The organism is Prevotella sp. P6B1 (assembly GCF_000702825.1).
Classification (GTDB): domain Bacteria; phylum Bacteroidota; class Bacteroidia; order Bacteroidales; family Bacteroidaceae; genus Prevotella.
In genome coordinates this window covers 43716-68748 of sequence record NZ_JNKF01000001.1, presented here as the reverse complement: position 1 = coordinate 68748, position 25033 = coordinate 43716, and the positions used below count along the sequence as shown (strand labels likewise).

General features: G+C 45.9%; 26 protein-coding genes. 11 read left to right on the top strand and 15 right to left on the bottom strand.

From position 1 onward, the window contains the following. The first annotated feature begins 6 nt into the window (after positions 1 to 6). Positions 7 to 945 carry a TIGR01212 family radical SAM protein gene (locus T495_RS0100305; RefSeq protein ID WP_033147213.1) on the top strand — a complete coding sequence of 313 codons (939 nt, stop codon included), beginning with the start codon at positions 7 to 9 and terminating at the stop codon, positions 943 to 945. On the opposite strand, the gene T495_RS0100300 is transcribed toward T495_RS0100305, so the two are convergent. Then, positions 921 to 1724 (bottom strand): hypothetical protein, encoded by an 804-nt coding sequence (locus T495_RS0100300; protein ID WP_028903916.1) that lies wholly within the window; start codon positions 1722 to 1724, stop codon positions 921 to 923. The genes T495_RS0100305 and T495_RS0100300 overlap by 25 nt on opposite strands. A gap of 198 nt (positions 1725 to 1922) precedes the next feature. Here T495_RS0100300 and T495_RS0100295 point away from each other — a divergent pair, with 198 nt between their 5' ends. Continuing rightward, positions 1923 to 3164, top strand: a complete 1242-nt coding sequence (locus T495_RS0100295; RefSeq protein ID WP_033147211.1) for a DUF4861 domain-containing protein — start codon at positions 1923 to 1925, stop codon at positions 3162 to 3164. Here T495_RS0100295 and T495_RS0100290 read toward each other — a convergent pair whose 3' ends face one another. Both T495_RS0100290 and mtaB read right to left on the bottom strand, forming a co-directional pair. Next, positions 3165 to 4187, bottom strand: a complete 1023-nt coding sequence (locus T495_RS0100290) for a glycosyltransferase family 2 protein (protein ID WP_033147210.1) — start codon at positions 4185 to 4187, stop codon at positions 3165 to 3167. Positions 4188 to 4208: 21 nt separating this feature from the next. After that, the gene (gene mtaB / locus T495_RS0100285) at positions 4209 to 5534 is read right to left on the bottom strand and encodes a tRNA (N(6)-L-threonylcarbamoyladenosine(37)-C(2))-methylthiotransferase MtaB (RefSeq protein ID WP_033147209.1); all 1326 of its coding nucleotides are present in this window, start codon (positions 5532 to 5534) and stop codon (positions 4209 to 4211) included. Between the two features lie 267 nt (positions 5535 to 5801). Between mtaB and T495_RS15985 the strand changes: the two genes are divergently transcribed. The 8 genes from T495_RS15985 (at position 5802) to T495_RS0100250 (ending at position 12458) form a co-directional block, all read left to right on the top strand. After that, a complete protein-coding gene (locus T495_RS15985; RefSeq protein WP_197018857.1) occupies positions 5802 to 5972 on the top strand; it encodes a hypothetical protein in 171 nt (56 codons plus the stop codon). A gap of 459 nt (positions 5973 to 6431) precedes the next feature. After that, on the top strand, positions 6432 to 6638 hold the full coding sequence (locus T495_RS0100280; RefSeq protein WP_033147208.1) for a hypothetical protein: 207 nt from the start codon (positions 6432 to 6434) through the stop codon (positions 6636 to 6638). Positions 6639 to 6649: 11 nt separating this feature from the next. Further along, positions 6650 to 7312: a helix-turn-helix domain-containing protein gene (locus tag T495_RS0100275; protein WP_028903921.1), complete on the top strand. Its 663-nt coding sequence runs from the start codon at positions 6650 to 6652 to the stop codon at positions 7310 to 7312. Between the two features lie 122 nt (positions 7313 to 7434). Continuing rightward, on the top strand, positions 7435 to 7929 hold the full coding sequence (locus T495_RS0100270; protein WP_028903922.1) for an RNA polymerase sigma factor: 495 nt from the start codon (positions 7435 to 7437) through the stop codon (positions 7927 to 7929). Further along, the gene (locus T495_RS0100265) at positions 7926 to 8582 is read left to right on the top strand and encodes a hypothetical protein (RefSeq protein ID WP_033147207.1); all 657 of its coding nucleotides are present in this window, start codon (positions 7926 to 7928) and stop codon (positions 8580 to 8582) included. The genes T495_RS0100270 and T495_RS0100265 overlap by 4 nt, the downstream gene beginning before the upstream one ends. Continuing rightward, positions 8572 to 9537, top strand: coding sequence for a hypothetical protein (locus T495_RS0100260; protein WP_033147206.1), 966 nt, complete (start codon positions 8572 to 8574; stop codon positions 9535 to 9537). The genes T495_RS0100265 and T495_RS0100260 overlap by 11 nt, the downstream gene beginning before the upstream one ends. A gap of 161 nt (positions 9538 to 9698) precedes the next feature. Continuing rightward, a complete protein-coding gene (locus T495_RS0100255) occupies positions 9699 to 11906 on the top strand; it encodes a TonB-dependent receptor domain-containing protein (protein WP_033147205.1) in 2208 nt (735 codons plus the stop codon). 6 nt (positions 11907 to 11912) lie between these two features. After that, the gene (locus T495_RS0100250; protein WP_033147224.1) at positions 11913 to 12458 is read left to right on the top strand and encodes a hypothetical protein; all 546 of its coding nucleotides are present in this window, start codon (positions 11913 to 11915) and stop codon (positions 12456 to 12458) included. Between the two features lie 111 nt (positions 12459 to 12569). Here the strand turns inward: T495_RS0100250 and rplI are convergent, their stop codons facing one another. The 7 genes from rplI to T495_RS0100220 all read right to left on the bottom strand — a co-directional run bounded on the left by rplI (position 12570) and on the right by T495_RS0100220 (position 18736). Further along, positions 12570 to 13148, bottom strand: a complete 579-nt coding sequence (gene rplI / locus T495_RS0100245) for a 50S ribosomal protein L9 (RefSeq protein ID WP_028903926.1) — start codon at positions 13146 to 13148, stop codon at positions 12570 to 12572. Positions 13149 to 13170: 22 nt separating this feature from the next. After that, positions 13171 to 13437, bottom strand: a complete 267-nt coding sequence (gene rpsR, locus T495_RS0100240; protein WP_013064765.1) for a 30S ribosomal protein S18 — start codon at positions 13435 to 13437, stop codon at positions 13171 to 13173. A 3-nt stretch (positions 13438 to 13440) separates the two neighbouring features. Next, positions 13441 to 13785, bottom strand: a complete 345-nt coding sequence (gene rpsF / locus T495_RS0100235) for a 30S ribosomal protein S6 (RefSeq protein ID WP_013063574.1) — start codon at positions 13783 to 13785, stop codon at positions 13441 to 13443. A 116-nt stretch (positions 13786 to 13901) separates the two neighbouring features. After that, a complete protein-coding gene (locus T495_RS15665; RefSeq protein WP_155950117.1) occupies positions 13902 to 14087 on the bottom strand; it encodes a hypothetical protein in 186 nt (61 codons plus the stop codon). A 9-nt stretch (positions 14088 to 14096) separates the two neighbouring features. Further along, a complete protein-coding gene (locus T495_RS0100230; RefSeq protein WP_033147223.1) occupies positions 14097 to 14804 on the bottom strand; it encodes a response regulator transcription factor in 708 nt (235 codons plus the stop codon). A 33-nt stretch (positions 14805 to 14837) separates the two neighbouring features. Further along, positions 14838 to 16400, bottom strand: coding sequence for a sensor histidine kinase KdpD (locus T495_RS0100225; RefSeq protein ID WP_028903928.1), 1563 nt, complete (start codon positions 16398 to 16400; stop codon positions 14838 to 14840). Positions 16401 to 16576: 176 nt separating this feature from the next. Further along, a complete protein-coding gene (locus tag T495_RS0100220; RefSeq protein ID WP_028903929.1) occupies positions 16577 to 18736 on the bottom strand; it encodes a translation factor GTPase family protein in 2160 nt (719 codons plus the stop codon). 127 nt (positions 18737 to 18863) lie between these two features. Here T495_RS0100220 and hemW point away from each other — a divergent pair, with 127 nt between their 5' ends. Continuing rightward, positions 18864 to 19970 carry a radical SAM family heme chaperone HemW gene (hemW, locus tag T495_RS0100215; RefSeq protein WP_033147204.1) on the top strand — a complete coding sequence of 369 codons (1107 nt, stop codon included), beginning with the start codon at positions 18864 to 18866 and terminating at the stop codon, positions 19968 to 19970. Here the strand turns inward: hemW and T495_RS0100210 are convergent. Genes T495_RS0100210 through T495_RS15435 form a run of 5 tightly spaced genes read right to left on the bottom strand, consistent with a single transcriptional unit; the run spans position 19967 to position 25000 of the window. Further along, positions 19967 to 20908, bottom strand: coding sequence for a hypothetical protein (locus T495_RS0100210; RefSeq protein ID WP_028903931.1), 942 nt, complete (start codon positions 20906 to 20908; stop codon positions 19967 to 19969). The genes hemW and T495_RS0100210 overlap by 4 nt on opposite strands. Positions 20909 to 20956: 48 nt before the next feature. Beyond that, positions 20957 to 22738 (bottom strand): U32 family peptidase, encoded by a 1782-nt coding sequence (locus tag T495_RS0100205; RefSeq protein ID WP_033147203.1) that lies wholly within the window; start codon positions 22736 to 22738, stop codon positions 20957 to 20959. 5 nt (positions 22739 to 22743) lie between these two features. Further along, positions 22744 to 23661, bottom strand: coding sequence for a homoserine O-succinyltransferase (gene metA / locus T495_RS0100200; protein ID WP_028903933.1), 918 nt, complete (start codon positions 23659 to 23661; stop codon positions 22744 to 22746). A gap of 24 nt (positions 23662 to 23685) precedes the next feature. After that, on the bottom strand, positions 23686 to 24429 hold the full coding sequence (locus T495_RS0100195) for a PP2C family serine/threonine-protein phosphatase (protein ID WP_028903934.1): 744 nt from the start codon (positions 24427 to 24429) through the stop codon (positions 23686 to 23688). 16 nt (positions 24430 to 24445) lie between these two features. Beyond that, complete coding sequence (locus T495_RS15435; protein WP_197020314.1) at positions 24446 to 25000, bottom strand: FHA domain-containing protein; 555 nt, start codon at positions 24998 to 25000, stop codon at positions 24446 to 24448. Positions 25001 to 25033 lie beyond the last annotated feature (33 nt).

Here is a 25033-nt window from a genome sequence, read left to right as displayed (position 1 = left end):
ACACTGATGGATTTAAATAAAGTGAATACACCCTATTATAACGACTATGGCACGTGGATACGGCGCCAGTTCCCCTACCGTGTGCAGAAGATTTCGATCGATGCCGGCTTCACCTGTCCTAACCGAGATGGCAGGCTATCTACCGGTGGCTGCATCTACTGCGATAACCGTACCTTCAACCCATCGTACTGTCAGCGCCGGCTCCCGGTGAGAGAACAGCTGGAAGAGGGCAAGCGCTTCTTTGCCCATAAGTATCCGGAAATGAAATATCTGGCCTACTTCCAGGCTTTCACGAATACCTATGCCCCACTCGCGCACCTGAAAGCCCTCTACGAAGAGGCACTACAGGTAGAGGATATCGTGGGCATTGTCATCGGCACACGCCCCGACTGTGTATCCGACGAGCTGCTCGATTATCTGGCTGAGCTGAACAAGCGCACGTTTGTATTAGTGGAATACGGCGTGGAGAGCGCCAACAACGACACCCTGCTACGCATAAATCGCGGGCACACCTTCGAGCAATCGCAGCAAGCCATTGAGCGCACCCATCAGCGAGGACTGCTCACTGGCGCACATATCATCTTAGGACTGCCTGGCGAGGATGCCCAAGAGAGCATGCGACAAGCGCCCATCATCTCTGAGTTGCCGATTGACATCCTGAAGATTCATCAGATGCAGATTATCCGTAACACCCGACTGGCTACGGCATACGAAGCCCATCCATTCCATATCTATAGTGTAGATGAGTATATCCGATTAATAGCGGCATATATCCAGAGGCTCCGCCCTACCCTCATCCTAGAGCGATTCGTGTCGCAATCGCCCAAGGACCTGCTGATAGCGCCGCACTGGGGGCTCAAGAACTATGAGTTTACCAATCTTTTGGCAAACTACCTACGCGACCACGACATCCATCAGGGTCAGTTCTTTCTGAAATCAGTATAGTTATTATTGCGTAGCATCTGATCAATGGTCAGATTCTTGTGACGCTTCATATAGCGCTCCACCATTCGGGTATAGATGCTATTATACAGTTGCTTGCCAAGCGCCTGGTTCACCACCCAGAGGATTTTGCCGATATGCGTGTCGCGCTCCTGCTGACTAAGCGCCCTATCCTGCGGCATAGGATACAGACTCAACAGATAGAACCCCACACAATCAGGCACGATATTATGGCGATTCATCACCTGCAGCTGGCCCTTGGAATAGCCATACAGAGGATTCTGATAAAGCGGACAGTCGCTCCCCAGGTACTTATCCAGACAGATGCCTATCGAATTGTTGCCCACAATCACGCTCTGATCCAGCGAGCCTATCTGAGCATACACCTCAGGAATCTCGATGCCGGGAATACTCTCGCGCAGATATTTGAAGGATTTCGTCAGATCCCTGTTGATATCATCCATATTAGCATACTGCTGTTCGGCCTCGGTTATCAGCGCCTGCAAGGTGGAATCCTGGAAAAAACGCAGGAATTTGGTGTTGATCTGCTGATCGTCAACCTTTCCGATGTGCAGCACATCCTCTATCAGCGTGCGGGTCTGCATCGGATAAACCGTATTCATCTGCTGGAGTGCCGAGAAATCGCCCGTGGTAAGGTAGAGACTCTGGATACGATCATAGCGGTCAACGGCCACTTCCCTGTCTTCTTCCGACAGGAATTGCCATTCACAACTGATGCATCCAAACATCACCACTAACAAAAAATAATATATCTTATGCACGGGCTGGAACGAAAATGCTATATCTTTGTTAAAAAAATCGATGCAAATATACTAAAAAATATTTTAAAAACCAAATTTTAACCTAAAAATATTAAATAAAAGTATAAAAACATGCACATTTCTGTTTATTTGTGTAAAAATTGTGAGTTATTTGAATGTTTTTAAGTACTTTTGTTGTCTGCTAAGACAAATAAAAACATGATTAAAAAACTATTCCTATTGGCATTTGTTGCCATACCTGTATCCGCCACATGGGCTCAACAGCGAATTTCCGTCAGTGTAGCCAATCCATCAGCGACTGATCGCACAGACCAACCCGTGGTCATAGCGCTCAGCGATTATGGTGAAATACGAAAAGCCATCGTTACCCATGAAGGCCAGGAAATACCCTGTCAGCTCGACGATCTCGATCAGGACGACGTATTCGACGAGCTCTGTTTCTTAGCCGATCTGAAAGGCAAAGAGAAGAAGAATTATGAAGTAAGGCTCTACACCGACGTGCAGGAAGCGCCCAAACAGTATCCTGCCCGTGTGTTTGCCGAGATGCTGATCCGCAATGACAAGGTGAAGCAGAAGAACAAGCATAACAACTACATCGAAGCCATTACAGCCCGTGGCGACTGTGCTAATTCCTATAACATACAGCACCACCACGGCGTGGATTTCGAGAGCGAGCTGAATGGTATCCGTATCTACTTTGACAAGCGCCAGACACTCGATCTGTATGGCAAGTTCAACAAGCGACTCGAACTAGAGGCCACCCAGTTCTACACCTCACCTGAACAGAAAGCCGAAGGCTATGGCGACGATGTGCTATGGGTAGGCAACACTTTCGGACTTGGTGCCTTTCGTGGTTGGGATGGCCAGCACCCCACGATGATTGATCCTGTGAGCAGTCGCACGCAACGTATCATCTCGTATGGTCCGCTGCGCACCATCGTAGAGCTTGTGGACAAAGGCTGGCAAGCGGCAGCCGGAAAGGCGCCCATCAATATGACCATCCGTTATATCCAGTATGCTGGTCATCGTGACACGGATGTAGAGGTGTATTTCACCAAGAAAAACATTGATATGCGCAACTATCTGTTCTCGACAGGCATCATCAATGTGAAAGGCTCGGAAGAGTTCTCGGATCATAAGGGACTGCGTGGTTGCTGGGGCAGCGACTTCCCCACAGGCGACACCATCAACACCAAACGTGAGACGGTGGGATTAGGCATTCTCATCCCCAAGCAGCATATAGTCAGCGAGGAGAAAGCCAATAAGGACAACTATGCATTTGTGGTAAAAGCCAACCAGAACACACTGAAGTACAAGATAGCATATACCTCTGATAACGAGGTATTTGGCTATCATAACAGCAAGGATTGGTTCAGCTTCCTGAAGCTATGGCGCAAGGAGGTGGAGCAGCCTGTAAAGGTGGTGATTACCAAGCCATAACTAAAGGGGCAAAGCACTGAACAGCTTGCGACCTTTAGCATAATACTGCCAGAGCAAAGAGAAATCCTTCTGCTCTGGTATTTTTTCAACCTGACGCTGCGACTGTATCTGCTGGCGATCGGCTTCGAAATCCTTCTTCCATTTCTTAAACGCCCTGCGTGCGCGATAGATGGCCTTGAAGTCGCCCCAGTTACGATTGAGGATCAATGTCTCCCAAGCAGCCAGATAATCCAGGAACCAGCGCCAACGCATCACGGTGGCCAGTTCGCTATCCGGCAAACACTTATAGAGCATCGTCAGATTATTGCGGAAATTCAGATAAGTCTTCATGGGGTTACTCTTCGGCAGCGTGCCGCCTCCCACATGATAAACATAACTATCGGGGATGCAAACAATACGGCGCCCACCTATTCGCAGTCGCCAACACAAGTCGATCTCCTCATTGTGCGCAAAGAAACGGCCATCCAGCCCGTTCACCGCCCAATAATCCTTGGCGCGTATCATCAATGCCGCTCCTGTGGCCCACAGGATATCGGCAACATTGTCGTACTGGCCATTATCTAGTTCTACTGTTTCAAAAATACGTCCACGACAGAAAGGATAGCCGAATCGGTCCAGATATCCCCCACTCGCTCCTGCATACTCAAAACGGTCTTTGTCGAAAATGGACAACAACTTAGGCTGACAAGCAGCTGTGTCGGGATGGGCGTCGAGATACTCTATCAGCGGCGTAAGCCAGTGATGCGTCACTTCGATATCAGAATTCAGCAGCAGATAGTATTCGGCTTCAATCTGCCTGAGCGCCTTATTATACCCCTCTGCAAATCCCCAGTTCTGATCAAGCACAATCAGCCTGACTTCCGGATAACTGGCACGTAAAAAAGCCAGAGAATCATCAGTCGAAGCATTATCTGCCACATAGATTGTTGCCTCTTCCTTAGAGTATTGAAGAACTGAGGGCAGATACTGCTCCAGCATCCTGCGTCCGTTCCAGTTCAGTATGACGATTGCAACCTTGTCCATCCTTCGCGCGCGTACATTATATTATAAAAGAATGCATTTCAACGACTCCTTGTCGTGAGTAAGCTCACCAAGCCTTACCTTTATCAACTGGTTATCGAAATCTGGATTGGCATCCTTAGCCGATAGCTCCACACGGATATAGTTCTTTGTAAAACCATGCATAGCCCTACCGCGTGTAGCCTTCTCGAACAGCACTTCGGCCTCCTGACCGATATAACGCTCATAGAAACCAATGGTTTTCTGATCGCTCAACTCCAGCAGACGCTTCACACGCAACTTTTTATCTTTCTCGCTCACCACGTATGGAATACTCAAGGCCGATGTGCCAGGACGCTCAGAATACGGAAACACATGCAACTGGGTTACGTCAAGACTATCCAGGAACTCGTAAGTCTCCTCGAAACACTCCGACGTCTCACCACGACAACCTACCATCACGTCGACACCAATAAAGGCATCGGGCATCAGTTCCTTGATACGATGAATCTTTTCGGCAAAGAGCTCACGGTCATAATGACGGTGCATGAGCTTGAGCACCGTGTTGCTACCACTCTGCAAGGGAATATGGAAATGCGGCATAAAGGCACGGCTCTGGGCGCAGTACTCGATGAGCTCATCCGAAATCAAATCGGGTTCGAGCGAGCTGATGCGGTAACGCTGAATACCCTCAACCCCATCGAGCGCCTTAACCAGGTCGATAAACTTCTCACCAGTGGTCTTACCAAAGTCGCCAATGTTCACACCCGTCAACACAATCTCCTTTCCGCCCTCGGCAGCCGCCTCTTCAGCCTGAGCTACCAACGAAGCAATCGTGGGATTACGCGAAAAGCCACGAGCGTATGGAATCGTGCAGTAAGTGCAGAAATAATCACAGCCATCCTGTACCTTCAGGAAGTAGCGTGTGCGATTACCCCTTGAGCAACTTGGTGCAAAACTGGTAATATCCTTGGTCTTCTGACGGAAATACTTAACCTCTCCAGAGGTCCATGCATCCGACAGGAATTGTATCAGATTAGCCTTTTCGTTCGAGCCCAATACCAGACTTACACCTTCAATCCTGGCCACCTCGTCGGCCTCCAACTGTGCATAACAACCAGTGACCACAACAAAAGCTCCGGGATTCTCGCGCACCAAGCGATGAATGGCCTGGCGGCATTTCTTATCAGCCACTTCGGTCACCGAACAAGTGTTAATCAGGCAAATATCTGCATGTTCACCCTTTTGAGCAGTAGTTACGCCTAAGTCCTGAAGCATCTTACCAAAGGTTGATGTTTCAGAGAAGTTCAACTTACATCCAAGTGTAAAATAGGCAGCCTTTTTGCCCTGAAAAGCGGAGGTATCTATCATATATAAAATAGGTGTATTGTTTGCGGGCACAAAGATACGACATTTTTTGCAAAAAACATGCATTTTGAGCCTTTTTTAAGATACATGCCAAAAATACACCAAATTTAACATTTCACAAGTTGCTGATTATCAGGTATTTGCAAAAAAGTTACAAAAACACCCTAAAAAAAAACGAAAAAAATGATACGTCGTATTAAAATTATGCTTAACTTTGCAGCGTTTTAATAAACAAATGATTGTTTTACAGATTTAAAAAGCTTAGAAAAAATGAAAAAATTAGTATTCATGTTCGTAGCAGTAGTTGCTATCTCTTTCGCATCATGTGGTAACAAGGCTCAGGCTCCTGTACAGGACACTGACTCTATCGCAGAGGTTGCTGATAGCGTAGCCGACAGCCTGGCTGTTGACACTGTAGCTACTGATTCAGTTGCTCAGTAATTCAATTACGAACGATTGAGAGAAAAGGCCGTAGAACGAGAGTTCTGCGGTCTTATTTTTTTATATTTTACACCATATTACTCCACCCTCTTGCAGCTTGTAAAGCGTTTAAAAAACTTAAAAAATACACATAAAACTTGCAACCTATAGTATTATTTCGTATATTCGCAGAAAAAATCAGGATTATCAAACAAAACATACTCCAATAGAATCAACTCATTAAGATATAATCGATAATTAGAATCATTTATGATTAATTTTGATACATAATTTCCCGGGAGCAGTCATGGATCGCAGTGATGCGGTCCATGATTCATTTTTGTCAATACTGTAGATAATACCTACTCCTATTGCAAATGTTATAATTAGGTTAAGATAGGCTTTTTTCTTGCATGATTGAATTATTTATCCTACATTTGCATTGTCAAACTTAAAATACTGAATAATAGCATTACTACAATGACGAAAAGATTCATCCTCTCTCTTACCATTGCGTTGGTAGCCGTTAGTGCCAATGCCCAGTTCCTGTTCCGTATCAGCGGCAAGAAAATCAAGGCCCCCTCATACATCCTGGGGTCAGTACACACACTGGTTGGTCCATCAGGCGTGCTCCAACTACTGCGCAACGAGGGCTACAAAGTAGAACAGATAAAAGTGAAACGGTAAAGGTATAGAGTATGAAACAGAAATATATGGTACTGGTGCTGTTTGCACTGATTGCGGCTTCGAGCGCCGTTAGTTTCTCCAGCTATAGGGCCACTGAGTGGCTTGTAACCCAGGATATGAACCAAGCTCTGGCCAAGACTATGGCCGAACAGAAGAGCGACGTTATCAACAGCGATACCATCACCGTATTCAATAGTCATCTGCAGATGGAGGCGCTACGTGGGCAGGCTATGCTTGCCATCGACACCCATCAAGGATTCGCGCTGCATCCACAGGTTTCCTGCGCTACCATTCTCGGATTGTCTGATCAGCGCCCGGCAATGGTACTTTGGACTGCAGTGCTACTGTGGGGTATGTTCTGTCTGTATCATCGTCGGCCCGCTATCGCCGGACTATATGGCGGACTGGCTTTGCAGGATGGCAATATCATCGATGCCAAAGGCTGCGCGATAAAACTCACGCCTATGCAGCACCAGCTGATGGAGATGTTTTTCCGTTCACCCAATCACACTCTGTCGAAAACCGAAATCTGCAACACCCTCTGGCCTAAGAAAGATGATGCCAGCGAAACGCTTTATACGCTAATCCGTCGACTAAAGCCCATCATCGAGGCCCATTCCGACTTAAAGATTGAGGCCGACCGCGGTAAAGCTTACGAACTGAAAATAAAATAGTTAGCACACAAAGACCTTATCTCTTCATACCATGTATGGGGAGATATTTTTTTGTTAATTACAGTTAATGCTTGTTTGGTTTCGGGCCGTTTATGTGTCTGATAAATGTAAAGCAAAAGTAAATGGAAAAAAGCGCATTCGAACAGATAGCCCGCACGTGGCGCGAAAAAGCCATCAGCGTGAGTCTCCACTATGGTGCGGGAAAGGAAGAGGCCGAGGACATTGCACAGGATGTGATGCTTCGTCTGTGGCAGATGCACCATGAACTGGAGCAATACCAATCGGTAGAGGCCATTGTGTCGCTGATGTCGAAACATCTGCTGCGAAACCACCAAAGGAGAAAACCTACCGAAACGCTCAACGAAGCCACCGTGGTGGAGCTAACATCCAGTCCACACGAAGAGTTGGAGAGCAAGGAGAACGAACAATGGCTGCAATCCCGACTGGCCCAGCTGCCCACCACGCAGCGCACCTTACTTTACATGCGACAAGTAGAGCGGCGCAGTCACGAAGAGATAGCCCAACTGTTAGGCATCGAGCCCACATCGATAAGTACCCTGCTGGCCAGAGCCCGACGAACATTATTACAAGAAATCAAACAGCGAAACGAGTTATGACACAGTACACCAAGGAATACATTCAGGAGTTGCTTACCAGATATATGGACGGCACTTCTACGCTCGACGAGGAGGATATCCTGAGCAGCTACTTCAAGGGCGATAACATCCCCGAGGAGTGGACCTGCTACCAGCAGCTGTTCCTGGAGATCGAGGCCATGCAGCCCTCCAATGAGCAGCCTGCTATCAATCAGCCTGGCGCAGAGCATAAGCCCATAAGCCGTCGCCGTTGGATAGTTTGGAGCCTGGCTGCTGCAGCCGTTATTGCCGGTGTGGTTTATCTGGCCGTTCCCACTCATCAATCGGCATTTGTGACCGCAGCACCGCTCACCACTCAAGCTGATACCATAACGGTACAGTCGGAGATGGTGCAACCTCAGACCGAAACGGTTCATACCGATACGCTGTTGGCACCCAAAGCGGCTACCCAGCCTACCCCTGCCAAGAAGCGCAGCAAGCGCAAGATAGAACCCACTATCCACGATATTGATAAGGCATACGCCCTGCTGGCGCAGGTTGAAGCCCTGGCACAGGCCGAAGACGAGATGATCGAGGCTAAGATGGCCGCTTACGGCTACATTCCCGTGATGCAAGAAGATGGTACCATTACATATATTAACGAACAAACAAATTTTATTGCATATGAAGAGTAAAAACTTAATGCTGTCAGCCATACTGATGGCACTGCCCGCAACTTTGATGGCACAGCAGAACATTCAGAAAGCATTTGATGCCCTGTTGAAGGATAAGATTGTAGAAACCAAGACCGAGCATATCTTGGAGAACGATCCCGAAACGGGACTGAAGAGCGCTCAGGCCGATGTCTATGATTTTGTGATCACTAACGCCTCTGCACTTAAGCATATCAAGACTATTCAGCAAGCTTTCGAGCAAGATAAGAGTGCTGCTTATTCTCTGCGCACAGTGAATCGTACTAACAACGAATCGCATCGCGGCTTTTTCGATCAGATGTCAACCAAGATGGGGTTGAGCCATGTGGCGCTTAGAGTGGGCGACGGCATATCGCAGTCGGTAGCTATCGGAAACATGCCTAACTCAAAGTATATCTATGCCTGCTTCCTTGATAAGGAGCGTACCGACAAGGAGTATCGTTATGCCTATGCGATGGAATGGGCCGAGAACGACGGCAAGACCGAGTTCCGTCTGGCTATTACCTATGGTACAAAGAACGAGCAACGCAAGTCTAAAATCAAGCATATCTCGATAAACAGTAAGGACTTTGATCTGAACAGTCTGGATTCGATTTTTAGCAATGCGGGTAATCTGGCCGAAATGATTAAGGATAACATAGGTTATAACTTCGATGCCAGTTTGAATTACGATTCTATCATGCCGGCTGGTGTCAAAGCATCTCACATCTGGCTCAGCGAGTTCAACTCTTATAAGAAGTTCTTCCTGAAGAATCCCAATGGCAATACTGCTACCCATCACGCCACCTCGATCTACAATCTCTGCAAGAACGCAAATGGACTTGAGCCTGACGAAAAGAAGTTGGCTGCCAAGGAAATAGCGAAGCTTAAGAAGGCCACACAGGATGAATTTATCCAGAATCTGTTCGATATGTGCATCGAGCGACTTGGCAAATAACCCGCTAAAAATTAGACAGTTAGATCGTTGTCAGCGAATTGTCAGACAAATGTCAGCCAAATAATTCTCTCTCTTTATATACTCTTCATACCTTTGCAGCTGCATAACAAAAGCATGTAGGTATGAAGAGATTTTTAAGGACCAAATTTTACAGAACCAAAATGAAGAATGTAAACTTACTGATTACATTCCTGCTGTTGGTGTGCCCTTTGGCCATGATGGCCCAGCAGGAATCCGACACCACAGCAGTGAATAATAACGATTCCATTACCTGGAATAAGGAGTTGGATGGCGTAGTAGTAAAAGCCCAGCGCCAATTGATTAAACAGGATATCGACCGCGTGGCCTACGACGTGCAGCACGACGAGGAAGCCAAAACGCAAACCGTGATGGACATGCTGCGAAAGGTGCCCATGGTAACCGTAGATGGTCAGGATAATATCCAGGTTAAGGGTAATAGCAATTTCAAGGTGTATAAGAACGGGCATCTGGATCCCAGTCTTACCAAGAATGCCAAAGAGGTGTTTAAGTCGATGCCCGCCTCGATGGTTAAACGTATTGAGGTGATTACCGATCCCGGTGCTCGCGAAGATGCCGAGGGTGTAGATGCGGTTTTGAATATCGTAACACTTACAAATACCAAGATGCAGGGCGTAACGGGTGTAGTGTCAAGCTCGCTTAACACACTTGGTCATACCAGTTTCTATTCATCGCTCACAGGTCAGCTTGGCAAACTGATGCTCTCTGGCAACTATGGCTATAACAGCCAGACCAAACGCAACAGCTACAATCGTGTAGAGATTTCTCGCACCTATCTCGATACAGGCAACACCTTGCTTTCTGGCGGTGAGGGTTCTAATCCTGGCCATATCCACTTTGCAGATATTGATGCCAGCTACGATATCGATTCGCTCAATCTGCTCTCAGCCTCGTTTGGCGGCTACTTCTATACGCTCAATGTTCAGGGCGGTGGCTACAACAAACTGCTCAATCCTGCTGGGCAGTCACTCTATAGCTACCGCACCAGCTACTGGATGCCAGGCTACAACCACCACTCGTGGAACGGCCGATTCGACTATCAGCACAAGACTCACCTGGATGGCGAGCGACTGACGCTGTCGTATATGCTCGCCCTTACCCGGCAGCATACCGATCAGGAGAACAGCTATACCGAGCTCAACAATGTATCGTTCCCCTATACAGGCAGTCTCTCTAACATGCACGAACGTTTCACTGAGCACACTTTTCAGATTGACTGGTTGCGCCCATTGGGTTGTGGCCATCAGCTTGAGGTTGGCGCAAAGTATATCGATCGCCATAACAATAGCTATAGCGCACAAAACCTTTATGGTATTGATGCCGACACCTCTGATGATTTTCAGCACACCACGCGCGTGCTTGCGGGCTATGCCGACTATATCTTCCGCACCGCCAAATTCTCAGCCCGTGCAGGCTTGCGCTATGAGTACAGCTACTTGCGCGGCAGCTATCCTGACGGTAAAGGCACAACGTTCGATAAACATCTGGGCGACTGGGTTCCACAGGCCACACTTAAATACCAACTCACTGATGCACAGTCGATAAAACTCAATTATACCACCAGTATCAATCGTCCTGGCATCTCTTATCTGAATCCAGCTGTAAATGTGTCACCTGCATTCATCAGTCAGGGCAATCCACAACTCTCCAGCTCGCACACGCAGCGCATCAGTTTTATCTATACTTATATCATGCCTAACCTAACGTTGCAGTTGGCTCCCGGTTATAACGCCTATAGCAGCGGCATCAGCCAGATAGTTACGGTTAAGGATGATATTCGCTATTCTACTTACAACAATATCCTGACTTATCGACGTTTTTCGGTTGAACAATATGTGCAGTGGAAACCCTTTGATGCCACCACATTTGTATTCAACAATAACGCGCGCTACGAACATTACGAGAATCCGAATCCAGGCTATCGCAATCACGGTTGGAGCGATAACTATAGCCTCAGTTTGCAGCAGCGCCTCCCCCTCAAACTGCGCCTCAGTTTAAGCGCCTATGGCAAATTAGGGCATAGCCCATCCAGTGTCTATAGCGTAGAGCACAGCTATTTCGACTATTATGCCTCGCTACAGCGCTCATTCCTCAAGGGCGATCGCCTTACCGTTCGCTTCACTGCTAATGCACCATTCAATAAGTATTGGTATATGGAGGCCGAAACTGTAAATGGCGACTTCACAGGCATCGAACGTTCGTGGAATCGAAATCGTTCGTTCTCTATCTCAGCCTCTTGGCGTTTCGGTTCGCTCAAATCAAGTGTTAAGAAGACCGAGCATTCCATCGAAAACAGCGACGTAGTTGGTGGCATTAGCAAAAGTAACTAACTGATTATGAAGAAGTTCCTGTTCTTATCATTTGGAGCGTTTGTGGCGTTGATGGTATACATGTCGAACTGTAGCGGCTGCGATGACCAACCATTGGCCGAAAAGCTGGAACGAGCGATGACACTGACCCGGATGGTGGTATATCATGATGATGATTACGATTATACCATCAAGTATCCGATGTTTTTCGAACCAACCGACGATTCACTGATGGAGAAAGGCAGCTGCAGGTTCAGCTTCTGGCAGGACAGCATTGAGATTGTGCAGTCGGCCTTCGTTCAACCTAATACCGATTCGCTCAGCATTGATCAAGCAACCAGCAAATACGCCGCCGAACTCTATGCCACTCACCAACATAAAGGCAAGAACTTCTTTATTCTTTCCGGCTCGTTGCATAGCGATACAGGCCAGATTACCGGGCGGCGCTTTTATGCTAAGTTTGTGCGCCACCGTAAACTCTGGTTTGTACAAACCCTTACGTATCCTGAAGATTGCGAGCGCTCTCTAAACAGACTGCTGAAAGAGATAGATGCCTGGCAGGTTTGGGAATGAGAATACAAAAAAATCCCGAGGAAATAAATCCTCGGGACACTGATGTCATAATAAATAATGATGCCTTACAGCAGTTATTAATTGTTATGATTTAAATGCTTGCATTGTTGATTATGCCTCAGCAGGAGTTTCCTCCTCTGCCTCAACCTCAGCCTCAACAGCCTCAGCCTGATCAGCAGCAGCCTTCTTGGCGTCAGCAGCAGCCTTGATAGCAGCCTCTGCATCAGCAGCAGCCTGCAACTCAGCAGCGTTCTCAGCAACTACCTTTACAGGGAGCTCAACGATTACCTCCTTGTGGAAGTGTACCAGAGCTACATAGTCACCAATCTTCTTGGCGTCCTTCATGGTGATGATCTTACGATCAACCTCCTTACCGAGCTTAGCGAGCTCCTCAGCTACCTGAGCAGCACCTACAGAACCATAGAGCTGACCTGTAACACTAACCTTAGCAGCAATCTCGAGGGCAACACCATTCAACTGAGCAGCCTTCTCCTCAGCAGCGGCCTTCTGGGCAGCCAGCTTGTGAGCCTGCTGCTTCAGGTTCTCTGCGAGAATCTTCTTAGCTGAAGGACTGGCGATAACACCCTTACCCTGAGGGATGAGGTAGTTACGGCCATAGCCTGACTTTACATTCACGATATCGTTCTTGAATCCCAGACCGATAATATCTTCTTTCAGTATAATTTCCATAATCTTGCGTCCTCCTCTTTAATTATTTCATCAAATCGGTTACGTAAGGCAGCAGTGCGATCTGGCGGGCACGCTTAACGGCCTGAGCCACACGACGCTGATACTTCAGAGATGTTCCAGTGATGCGGCGGGGAAGAATCTTACCCTGCTCGTTGAGGAACTTCTTCAGGAACTCGGGATCCTTGTAGTCGATGTACTTGATACCGCTCTTCTTGAAACGGCAATACTTCTTCTTCTTTGTATCGATAGAAGGAGCTGTCAAATAACGGATTTCACTCTGTTCTGCCATAGTTTAAGCCTCCTCTTTTTTACCAAGCTTTGCACGACGCTTCTCGGCGTACTCAACTGCATACTTGTCAAGTTTAACTGTCTGGAAACGAATCACCTTCTCGTCACGACGGAAAGCAGTCTCCAATGTCTTAATCACTTCTGGCTCAGCCTTGAACTCTACCAGGCAGTAGAAACCTGTAGACTTCTTCTGAATAGCATAAGCCATCTTCTTCAATCCCCAGGCCTCTTCATTGATGATCTCTGCACCCTTATCGGTCAGGACCTTCTTGAATTTTGCGGCCGTTTCCTTCATCTGTTCATCAGACAAAACGGGAGTTAAAATGAAAACGGTTTCGTATTGATTCATACTACGTTAAAAAATAAATTATTAATTAATATTTTGCTTAAAGCGGGTGCAAAGGTACAAATATTAATTGAGAATTGTCAATTCGGAATTGACAGCCACCAGTTATTTAAGAATATTTAATACTTTTCACCTTTTTTCTGCTGTCTAACATGAAAAACCGCTCCTAAAATAATGATTATCAGTCCAGTAAGTAACACCAGATTATAGCGTGTAAAACCTATCAGGAAACTGACAATCAAAAGGAGAGCACCAGTTAAAACCAGTGCTACTCCCAAATATGTATTAATCAGACTTTTCTTCACAGCTATGATTTACTCGTCTTCTACCTCAGGGGTAATCAGCTTGTAACCCTTACCGTGAATGTTAATAATCTCAATCTGAGGATCGTCCTTGAGATGCTTACGCAACTTGGTGATATAAACATCCATTGAGCGTGCATTAAAGTAGTTGTCGTCGATCCAAATGGTCTTCAAAGCAAAGTCGCGCTGCAGAATCTCATTTGAATGACTACAGAGCAGAGCCAGCAATTCATTCTCCTTGGTAGTAAGCTTAGTCTGTTTCTCACCAATCTGGAGCAACTGCTTCTGCGTATCGAATGTAAACTGCCCCAGACGATATACCGTAGACTCACGACTCTTCTTACCCTTAGTACGGCGCAGAATAGCCTCAATACGGAATACGAGCTCCTCCATAGAGAAGGGTTTGGTGATATAATCATCGGCACCCAGTTTGAAGCCCTCAAGAATATCCTCTTTGAGTGTTTTAGCAGTCAGGAAGATAATGGGCACATCGGTATTAGCGGCACGAATCTCCTGAGCAAGTGTGAATCCATCCTTCTTAGGCATCATCACATCGAGCACACAGATGTCGAATTTTGTCTTGAGGAAAGCCTTGAAACCAGCTTCACCATCAGCACAAAGTTCTGCAACAAAGCCCTTGGCCTGCAAATACTCACGAAGCAGCATTCCGAGGTTCTCATCGTCCTCGCAAAGCAAGATTTTCAGTTTGTCGTCGTTCATCATAATTCTGTTTTTATGAGTTAAAAAATAATTTTATTGTTCGTCTTCTTTTAATATGGGTAGCGACACTGTAAAAGTGGTTCCCTTACCCAATTCGCTTTCGCATTTGATTTCGCCCTCGTGCAGAGTGATAATCTTCTTAACGTAAGCCAAACCTAAGCCAAAGCCCTTGACATCGTGGACATTTCCCGTATGAACACGATAGAACTTGTCGAAGATCTTCTTTACATTCTCCTTTTTAATACCCAGGCCTGTGTCGCGAATAGAGAAACACAAACGGTCCTTATCGTTCCAAGTCTTAATATAGATATCTATCGGCTCTTCGGGTTTGCGATACTTCACTGCATTATCCATCAGATTGGTAATCGCATTCTGGAAATGAACCTCGTCCACATAGATTGCCGAATCAACAGCCTCAATTTCGGTATAGATCTTACCCCCAGTATGCTCTACACGCAGCGAGAAACTGGATGCAATATTCTCTATCATCTCGTTCAGATCGAGTTCCTTTTTCTTGAAAACGATACTCTTCTTATCAAACATCGACATCTGGAGCACTTTCTCTACAAGGAAGCGTAGACGCTTTGATTCATCTGTAATGACACCACTCAGGTGTTTGGTCATCTGCTCCGACTTAGTCACGCTCTCGTCGTTCATCATCTGGGCTGCCAGTGAAATAGACGCAATAGGTGTCTTCAGTTCGTGGGTCATATTGTTAATGAAATCGTTCTTAATCTCAGTGAGGCGCTTCTGGCGGAAGATTACCACAATAGTAAAGAGGAACGTGAGCAACAATACCACCGTAAATACCATAGCTGGTATCATGAAACGCACACTCGAGAAGATATAAGAGCTCATATCCGGGAAGTGGATTTTCACCACGCCCATCTTAGACGATGGGTCATTGCGGAATAAAGTCTGTTTGTAAACATACTCCTCGCCCTCGGCCGAATATTCTGGACAGCGATATACCTCTCGTCCGTCAGATGTCTCAACACGAAAATGATAAGGTATATTGATACCGTTATTGAGCAATTCAGTACGAATATCCTGATCGAGCAACTTGAAGTTAATTCGCTCTTTCAGTGGCTTATCACTGGCGGTATATAGGATATTGTAAACTACTTCGTCGAGCAACGCCTTCTGATATACATAGCGATTACGCACGATTTCCTGCAATGACTTAGAGGCTTCGGAGATACTGTTCTTGTCAGTACGGAGAATCATGGCCTTAGGCACATTGGCCGGACGAATAGCAAAGGTCTTCAGCTCAAAACTGGAATAAACAGTACCATCATCGGCTGCCACAGCAAACTGATGCGCATGTTTAATAGTTCCATCAAGACCATCAACCATCACAGAATCCTGTCGAATAGCCTTACGTTCTGTCTCCTTGACATCCTTCTCAAGATAGCGTAACGTCTCATTCATCTCAAGATTTCGCGATGCTTGATAGAGGCTTCGATTAACCGACTCATCAAACTGTTCTTTCTTCATTTTCGCCATCTCTTCGATATACGAAATCTGAAGGTAGAGCAGCCCTACAAATGAGAGTCCCATTATAATTGCTATAATCCAAATCGTTCTTTTCTTCATAACAACTGCAAAGATAAGCGATTTCTTAATACAGAGGTCCAAATGTGTTAATTATTTGTTGTGTATTTCACAAAATTAACAAGTTTGCGATTTTTTAGTTGCGACATTTTAACTAAGACAAAAGAATCCCCACTATCAAAATAGCGGGGATTCCAACTTAAAATATGGCGTGAAGATTAATCCTCATCCTTCATCTCTTCCTCATGCTGCTTGATGAGTGCCTGCTGGATATCGTTTGGCACGAGCTCGTAGCTGGAGAAGCTGGTAGAGAACGAAGCACGACCACCAGTGAGCGAGCTCAGGGCGATAGAATAGCTTGACAGCTCCTTGAGAGGAATCTTGGCACTGAGCTTCTGATAGCCAGCCTCTGAGTCCATACCCATGATGATGGCACGACGGCCCTGGAGGTCGCTCATCACATCACCCATATAGTCGCCAGGAACGAGCACTTCAAGATCATAGATTGGCTCAAGCACCTTTGGACCAGCCTCCTTGAAGGCTGCAGAGAAGGCATTACGTGCAGCCAGCATGAACGAGAGCTCGTTAGAGTCAACGGGGTGCATCTTACCATCATAGACGATGACACGCACGTCGCGGGCATACGAGCCAGTGAGCGGACCCTGCTCCATGCGCTCCATCACACCCTTGAGGATGGCTGGCATGAAACGCATATCGATAGCGCCACCAACCACTGAGTTGATGAAGACCAATTTGCCACCCCAGTCGAGGTTGATCTCCTCCTTACCCTTGATATTCATCTTGAACTCCTGACCGTTGATCTTGAACGATGTAGGATCGGGCATGCCCTCGGTATAAGGCTCGACGATGAGGTGCACCTCACCGAACTGACCGGCACCACCCGACTGTTTCTTATGACGATAGTCTGCACGGGCCATCTTGGTGATGGTTTCACGATAAGGAATCTTTGGCTCGATATATTCAATCTGGATCTTCTCGTTGTTCTCCATACGCCACTTCAAGGTACGCAGGTGGAACTCTCCCTGACCATGAACAATAATCTGGCGCAATTCCTTAGACTGCTCAACAACCCATGTAGGATCCTCCTGACGCATCTTCTGAAGAGCGGTCATCATCTTCTCTGTCTCACTCTCGTTGACAGCCTTAATGGCACGAGAGAACTTAGAGTTAGGATACTTAATGAAGTTGAACTTATTCTCTACATCCTTGCCATTCAGAGTGTTTCCAGTCTTTACATCCTTCAGCTTAACAGTACAGCCAATATCACCAGCTACGAGCTGATCAACCTGAATACGGTTAGCGCCAGCACAAGCGTAGATAGTACCCATACGCTCCTTAGAACCACGATCAGCATTGGTAAGATCGTCACCGCTCTTAACCACACCACTCATAACCTTAAAGTAAGATACCTCACCAATATGTGGCTCAACACCTGTCTTGAAGAAATAGAGCGATGTAGGCGCACTTGCATCAGCAGGTACATCCTGACCGGCAGCATTCTGAATAACAGGCATGTCGCTTACGAATGGAACCACATTACCCAGGAACTCCATCAGACGGCGAACACCCATATCCTTACCTGCACAAACACAGAACACTGGATAAATGCTACGAGTAACCATACCCTTGCGGATACCCTCACGCATCTCGTCTTCGCTCAGATCCTCGCTCTCGAAGAATTTCTCCATCAAGGTATCGTCACCAGCGGCAGCGGCCTCAACCAGCTTCGCCTTCATTTCCTTAGCCTTCTCCAACTGGTCAGCTGGAATATCCTCAATGATGGGAGCACCACCCTCGGGCTTCCAAGAGTACTTCTTCATCAGAAGCACATCAATCACAGCATTGAAACCAGGACCTGTGGCTATTGGATACTGAACTGGGACACAGTTAGGACCATAGATATCCTTGAGCTGATTCAGAATCTGATCAAAGTCGCAATTCTCGCGATCCAACTGGTTTACCAGGAAGATAACGGGTTTCTTCAACTTCTCTGTATTGCGGAAAGCATTCATCGTTCCTACCTCTGGACCATACTGGCCATTAATAAGAATAACAGCCTGGTCTGTGACGTTCATTGCAGTGATTGAGCCACCTACGAAGTCGTCAGAACCTGGACAGTCAATGATGTTGAGCTTCTTATTGTTCCATTCAACGTGAAAAACTGTCGAGAACACTGAGTAACCATATTCCTGTTCTACTGGGAAATAGTCGCTAACAGTGTTTTTCTGCTCTACTGAGCCACGACGTTTGATAATACCTGCTTCATAAAGCATACTTTCGGCAAGAGTGGTCTTGCCGCTACCCGCACTGCCAATAAGTGCAATGTTTTTGATTTCGTTAGTCTGATATACCTTCATATCTTTTTTGGTTTTTAGGTGAATACTTATTATCGGGCACTAAATTAGGTATTTTTTGAGAAAACACCAAAAGAATCTTTCAAATATTAAACTAAATTAGTATTTTTGCAAGCAAAATAACCCAAAAATGGCAGGATTATACATTCATATTCCTTTTTGTAGCAGTCGGTGCATCTATTGCGGCTTCTATTCTACCACGGGGCTGGATCTCCGCGAAGCATATACACAAGCCGTATGCAAGGAGATTGAGATGAGAAAAACGAGTACTCCTATCAGTACGATATATATTGGCGGAGGCACTCCCAGCCAGTTATCAATTGACCAATTGAAGAAGATTCTTGATACAATATATATATATAATAAGGTGGAACCTGATGCCGAAGTAACTATCGAGATGAATCCCGACGACGTAAAAGCAGAGACAATTACAGGATTACAACAGCTCCCCATCAACCGTATCAGTATGGGGGCACAGACATTCAACAACGAACGACTCAAATTTCTGTGCCGCCGCCACACAGCCTCGCAGGTTCGACAAGCCGTCGAAACACTTCGCCAGGCAGGAGAGCGGAATATCAGTATCGACTTGATGTACGGTTTTCCCCATCAAACCATCAATGAGTGGGAAAATGACATAGAACAAGCTTTAGAACTTGGCGTTGAGCATATATCTACCTATTGTCTGATGTACGAAGAAGGCACCCCACTCTACCGGCTACTGGAGCAAGGCAAAGTCTCAGAGATTGACGAGGAACTTGAACGACAGATGTATTATATGCTATTAGAGAAACTGGAAGTTGCGGGCTATGAGCATTACGAGATTTCCAACTTTGCCCGTCCTGGGTATCGTTCACGTCACAATAGCAGCTATTGGCAAGGTGTCCCCTATATCGGCATAGGAGCAGCTGCACATTCGTACGATATCCAGACACGTAGTTGGAACGTGGCTGATATCCATAAGTATATCGAAGGTATAGAGCAAGGCAAACGCGTATTTGAAATGGAGACACTCGATGAAGATACGCAATATAACGATACTATCACGGTAGCACTACGAACAAGCGACGGTTTAGATATCAGCACCTTATCCGATGGCCAAAGAGAATTTTGTCTCACCAACGCCCAACGCCATTTAGATGCAGGACTGCTCAAGCTCATCGACAAAAAGTTATCGCTCACAAAAGAGGGACTCTTTGTAAGCGATATGATTATGAGTGACTTGATGATCGTCTAATGCTTATAACACTTAATTGTAAAATAGTAATAGGCCACAAGCAATGGATAACCTATATAATACAAGGTGGTTATGCTGAATACGACATAGAGTACAGCACATACTGCTGCTAGTCCCACCAAATAGAGGATAGCCTCACCAAGTGAGAGGATTCGCGTTACATCATCCACTGTAGCTATCGAAACAATAACCAGCGCCCAGACCGACGAGATAAACACCCCCAGCCAGAATGGTAGTGCAAAGGGATTTAGCGATGGATGATAGTAGAAGTGCCGCCACGTTTCCGGTCCAAAAAGTTGTATACTACTATAGAGCACAGCCGATGAAGCTATTAGCAGACACAATAGCGAAGGATAGAATGACGGTATATCATTGAAATGTACAATCTTACATCCCTTTCTCATTAAGCGACGCAAGCCATAAGCTGCACCTGTGAGAACACAGAAGGCCATAAACACCAAGAGGTGGATATTAGAGAAAGTATCGATAAACTGACTGATAGGATCATCAGGCGAAACCTTGGCAAGCAGCTCGTTCTCATGCACCCATCCGAAGGTCAATTGATCACGTGCTACTTTCACCCACACAGAGTCAATGGTATCAGAAGGAACAGTCTTGATATCTGCTACCACCAGATGCTCATGGCGACGCAACGTGATTGAGTCTTTCTTCATCTCTTCGCCAATTGACTCAATTTCAATGCTCACAACATCTGGTACCGACATATCCTCTGGCTGTTGTTCAACAACCACCAGTGAATCACCCGTCACCACAAAATTATAGTTCTGCGTATAATGATGGGTGGTATAGAACGATATGGAGTCGAGCTGTTTTTCTGTGAGATCCCAAGCATCGGGCGTAATAGGTCCACGATTATAGCAGGAAGTTGTGAATAATGAATAGTTAACAGCAAATAGTGACAAGAGCAATACTCTCATCAATCTTCGCAGAATCGTATTATAATTTCTCAAACTATTCACTATTCTTTATTCACTAGCAATGACGTTCATCTGGCAACGCTTACAATCAAATTCCAAACGGAATCGACGACCATCACCCAATACCAAAGAAAGAGGTTCGCGCCATGTAGGACGCTTACCACCACGTTTCACACAGTAACCCAATGAGTAGCGAATACAATGACGACACTGCATAATAGGTCCATCGCCACCTTTCAGTTCATAAGCAGACAATTCATTAGTACCATAGAACATGGCACTTTGGTGATTGGATATATTATTAAGATAACTCAATTCTTTCACACCAGGATTTACACGGACTACTGGACGCTTCACCTTATGGTGTGGCTGTACAAGAGCCTCGATCAACTGACGACGCATATTAGCCAATTGACTGTTAGGAATGAAATAATTGAAATCATCAGGCACTATCACCTCTTTGCAATCGTAGATAGTATCACCTAACTTAGAGAGTTGACGAACCAGATTCTCACGAGGCGATTTCTGTGCCAACTGATGCTCTGCCGGGAAACGCAACGTTATCTTATCTGCACTCAGCTCATAGCCATCATCCACAGCATGCAAAGTGATGCTGATAGGCTGTTTACGTGTAGCACTGGGTTTAGAAAGAATACGTTCAAACTCCTGGTCGTTATTACGATAAAGCGACATTCCTGGGCGCAATCCTGCAGGCATCTTGAAAGGATAGATTCTATTACCAACCACCCGGTTAGCACGAAAACCTTCAAATTGTCTGTTTTGATTCAAGAAACATAAGCCATCGCCGTTGGCAAAGCTGGCAGTTCCTGCTACATTAAAACTATCGTGACGGATTTCCTTCACCTTCCCCACAAACTCACCGACAGCTTTAGGCGTATCAAACGAGGCTATATCTGGCTGTCGTCCATTCATAAAGTATGTGGTGTAGCCGCGATTAAACGTACGATTTAGATTTGGTGTAAACGTATATTCGCAATGTCCCTTCGACGCACGACAATACTGATCGGCATGCTTACGGATATAGGTATTAAGGCGTTCGCTATAGGCAGCGGTTACGTTCTTCACATAAGCCACATCCTTCAGGCGTCCTTCGATTTTGAACGACACTGCACCTGCCTCAATGAGTTTATCAAGATTCTCGCTCTGATTCATATCCTTGAGCGAAAGCAGGTAACGCTCATGTTCAATCTCTATTCCATCAGCATCGACGAGCGAGAAACGCATACGGCAAAACTGAGCGCACTCACCACGATTGGCGCTACGCTGGAAACAATACTGCGAAGCATAACAAATGCCCGAATAGCTGACACATAATGCACCATGTACAAATACTTCGAGTTCCATATCAGGAACCTCACGATGGATGTCCGCTATCTCTTCTGCGGAAAGCTCACGCGCAAGGACAGCACGCGAGAACCCTACTTGTTGCAACCAGCGTACCTTGTCGGCTGTGCGGTTATCGGTCTGCGTAGAGGCATGAATCTCAAAAGGCTTATCCTGCATAAACTGCAGCAAGCCCATATCCTGAACCAAGATGGCATCAACACCAATCTCAGCCAACTGGTTAATCAGTTTTTGTGCCTCATCAAGTTCATGATCATAGACAATGGTATTGAGCGTTACATAGATTTTGGCACCAAACTGATGCGCATAATCACATAATTCCCGGATGTCATCAACGCTATTACCCACAGCCGCACGGGCACCGAATTTAGGTGCACCAATATAAACAGCATCGGCACCATGATCGATGGCAGCGATACCACATGCCAGATTTTTGGCAGGAGCTAACAATTCTAATGCTGTCACTTAGCTTACTTGATTTCTTCGATATTATACGGTGTTTCCTGATAAACATAGTAGTTTATCCAGTTGTTATACAACAGATTGGCATGTGCACGCCAGGTTACTACTGGGGCATTATCAGGATTATCATCGCGATAGTAATTCTTAGGCATATCCACATCGTCGCGGATACCACGGTCGCGCTTATACTCGTTATCGAGTGTATTTGGCGCATATTCCAAGTGTCCGGTAATATAGAACTCACGACCACCACGCGCCATCACCATGCTGACACCACTCTCAGGCGATTCGGCCAAAAGTGTAAGTTCTGGATTTGCCAATACGTCCTCACGATGAATCTCGGTATGACGGCTATGAGGCATCATAAACACATCGTCGAACCCACGGAAGATGGGCAGTTTTGTATCAACAGGTGTTTGTGGGAAGATGCCGAACATCTTCTTTTCTAAAGGGTACTTGGGCACACCATAATGGTAATAAAGGCCAGCCTGAGCAGCCCAACAGATATATAAGGTACTGGTGACGTGGGTTTTGGCCCATGTAAAGATATCGGTAATCTCGTCCCAATAGGTTACGTCTTCAAAGTCCATCGTCTCTACTGGCGCACCTGTAATAATCATACCATCAAACTTCTCGTTACGCATTGATTCAAAGTCACGATAGAACATCATCATGTGCTCTATCGGCGTATTCTTGGGGGTATGACTTTTTAATTTCATAAAGTTTATTTCCATCTGCAAAGGTGTATTCGACAGCAGTCGCACCAAATCTGTCTCCGTAGTAATCTTCAGAGGCATCAGATTCAATATAACAATCTTAAGCGGACGGATATCCTGAGTTGTGGCCCGCGAGTTATCCATAACAAAGATATTCTCGTTCTTAAGAATATCTATGGCGGGCAGTCTGTCTGGTAATCTTAGTGGCATTTCTTTTTCTTCCTATTCAACATTTTAAAATTGCACAATACAACATGACACATTATCCAAGCCTCCTGCAGCAACAGCAGCATCACATAGGTTGTTGGCATCAGAACCAGTAGAAAGGAGCGTGGTAATGATTGAATCCGGCAACATATCGGTCAATCCGTCACTACACAACAGATACAAATCCCCTTCCTTTACATCCGCAGTCATCTTCACAATATCCATGAAAGAAGTTGAACAACCTCCTCCGATACAATTCGTGATAACATTAGAATGATGACTTGAACCCAACATATTACTCAGTGAGTGGTCGGTTGTAAGTTGGGTAAGCTCACCATCCCGAAAACGGTACAAGCGGCTATCGCCACAATTCAGCGAATAGAATTCACCTTCATAGAACACCAGTCCCACCAAGGTTGTACCCATACCTTTATACTGTTCGTCAGAACGTCCCTTCGAAGCAACGATATTATTGATGTGATCCAACCATCCAATAAACATCTGATTGATAGCCTCTGGATTCAGGCCAATAGGCAGATCATGGAAAAAGAACTGCAGATTGTGCAAAGCATCACTGCTGGCAACATCACCACGATTATGACCACCCATACCATCAGCAACAGCCACAATATACCTATCACCATTTGTCAAATCAACACGAGTCTCGAATTTATCATTCCTTACAAAATGATTTCCTAACAGCACCATGTCTTCGTTCTGACTACGTACGCAACCCACTTTACTGGCTGCAGTCATGTGTATTGTTATCATCTTACTATATTACTTACTATTTTATTATCACTTGGAGACTTATATTGGCAATCATCAGCACATCACCATTCTTCAACATCGTTTCAACATCAGGCTGGATGGGTTGTTGATTAACCCTTGTTCCATTAGATGAATTCTTATCAATGACGCACCAACCAGTCCCCGACTTATACTTCAGCTGAGCATGAATGCCCGACACATAAGAATGCTGCTCAAAGAACTGGACATACGGTCCTTTACGGCGCCCAATGATAGCGCCATTCATGGCAACAATTCGTATATTGAGGCTATCATTAGTTAATGTCATGACAGGAATACCTCCACGTGAAGGACCTACCTGAGAAATGGAGAATCCTGGTGTCACCGATATGTTTGACGATACGCTGGGTGATATGTTTGACGAAACGCTGGACGAAACATTAGACGAAACATTAGACGATATATTAGCCATACTAACAACCGCCTCGGGCTGCTTTTCAACGACAACACGATCATGACGCAAGGCCATCAAGCCGCCACAACGAGTGCAACGTCTTCCTAACCCTACATGACCGCATTGCTTACAGAACAACAGCTCCTGCCCACATTGGTCACAGAAATGGGA

Excerpts from the sequence above, each read along its gene's own strand:
- T495_RS0100275 (WP_028903921.1), top strand. The coding sequence starts at position 6,650 with ATGAAACAGAAATATATGGTACTGGTGCTGTTTGCACTGATTGCGGCT.
- T495_RS0100250 (WP_033147224.1), top strand. The coding sequence starts at position 11,913 with ATGAAGAAGTTCCTGTTCTTATCATTTGGAGCGTTTGTGGCGTTGATG.
- T495_RS0100195 (WP_028903934.1), bottom strand. The coding sequence starts at position 24,429 with ATGATAACAATACACATGACTGCAGCCAGTAAAGTGGGTTGCGTACGT.
- metA (WP_028903933.1), bottom strand. The coding sequence starts at position 23,661 with ATGCCACTAAGATTACCAGACAGACTGCCCGCCATAGATATTCTTAAG.
- T495_RS0100265 (WP_033147207.1), top strand. The coding sequence starts at position 7,926 with ATGACACAGTACACCAAGGAATACATTCAGGAGTTGCTTACCAGATAT.
- T495_RS0100260 (WP_033147206.1), top strand. The coding sequence starts at position 8,572 with ATGAAGAGTAAAAACTTAATGCTGTCAGCCATACTGATGGCACTGCCC.
- T495_RS0100270 (WP_028903922.1), top strand. The coding sequence starts at position 7,435 with ATGGAAAAAAGCGCATTCGAACAGATAGCCCGCACGTGGCGCGAAAAA.
- T495_RS15985 (WP_197018857.1), top strand. The coding sequence starts at position 5,802 with ATGAAAAAATTAGTATTCATGTTCGTAGCAGTAGTTGCTATCTCTTTC.
- rpsF (WP_013063574.1), bottom strand. The coding sequence starts at position 13,785 with ATGAATCAATACGAAACCGTTTTCATTTTAACTCCCGTTTTGTCTGAT.
- T495_RS0100225 (WP_028903928.1), bottom strand. The coding sequence starts at position 16,400 with ATGAAGAAAAGAACGATTTGGATTATAGCAATTATAATGGGACTCTCA.
- T495_RS0100295 (WP_033147211.1), top strand. The coding sequence starts at position 1,923 with ATGATTAAAAAACTATTCCTATTGGCATTTGTTGCCATACCTGTATCC.
- T495_RS0100280 (WP_033147208.1), top strand. The coding sequence starts at position 6,432 with ATGACGAAAAGATTCATCCTCTCTCTTACCATTGCGTTGGTAGCCGTT.
- T495_RS0100230 (WP_033147223.1), bottom strand. The coding sequence starts at position 14,804 with ATGAACGACGACAAACTGAAAATCTTGCTTTGCGAGGACGATGAGAAC.
- mtaB (WP_033147209.1), bottom strand. The coding sequence starts at position 5,534 with ATGATAGATACCTCCGCTTTTCAGGGCAAAAAGGCTGCCTATTTTACA.
- T495_RS0100220 (WP_028903929.1), bottom strand. The coding sequence starts at position 18,736 with ATGAAGGTATATCAGACTAACGAAATCAAAAACATTGCACTTATTGGC.
- T495_RS0100210 (WP_028903931.1), bottom strand. The coding sequence starts at position 20,908 with ATGAGAGTATTGCTCTTGTCACTATTTGCTGTTAACTATTCATTATTC.
- rpsR (WP_013064765.1), bottom strand. The coding sequence starts at position 13,437 with ATGGCAGAACAGAGTGAAATCCGTTATTTGACAGCTCCTTCTATCGAT.
- hemW (WP_033147204.1), top strand. The coding sequence starts at position 18,864 with ATGGCAGGATTATACATTCATATTCCTTTTTGTAGCAGTCGGTGCATC.
- T495_RS0100255 (WP_033147205.1), top strand. The coding sequence starts at position 9,699 with ATGAAGAATGTAAACTTACTGATTACATTCCTGCTGTTGGTGTGCCCT.
- T495_RS0100290 (WP_033147210.1), bottom strand. The coding sequence starts at position 4,187 with ATGGACAAGGTTGCAATCGTCATACTGAACTGGAACGGACGCAGGATG.
- T495_RS0100305 (WP_033147213.1), top strand. The coding sequence starts at position 7 with ATGGATTTAAATAAAGTGAATACACCCTATTATAACGACTATGGCACG.
- rplI (WP_028903926.1), bottom strand. The coding sequence starts at position 13,148 with ATGGAAATTATACTGAAAGAAGATATTATCGGTCTGGGATTCAAGAAC.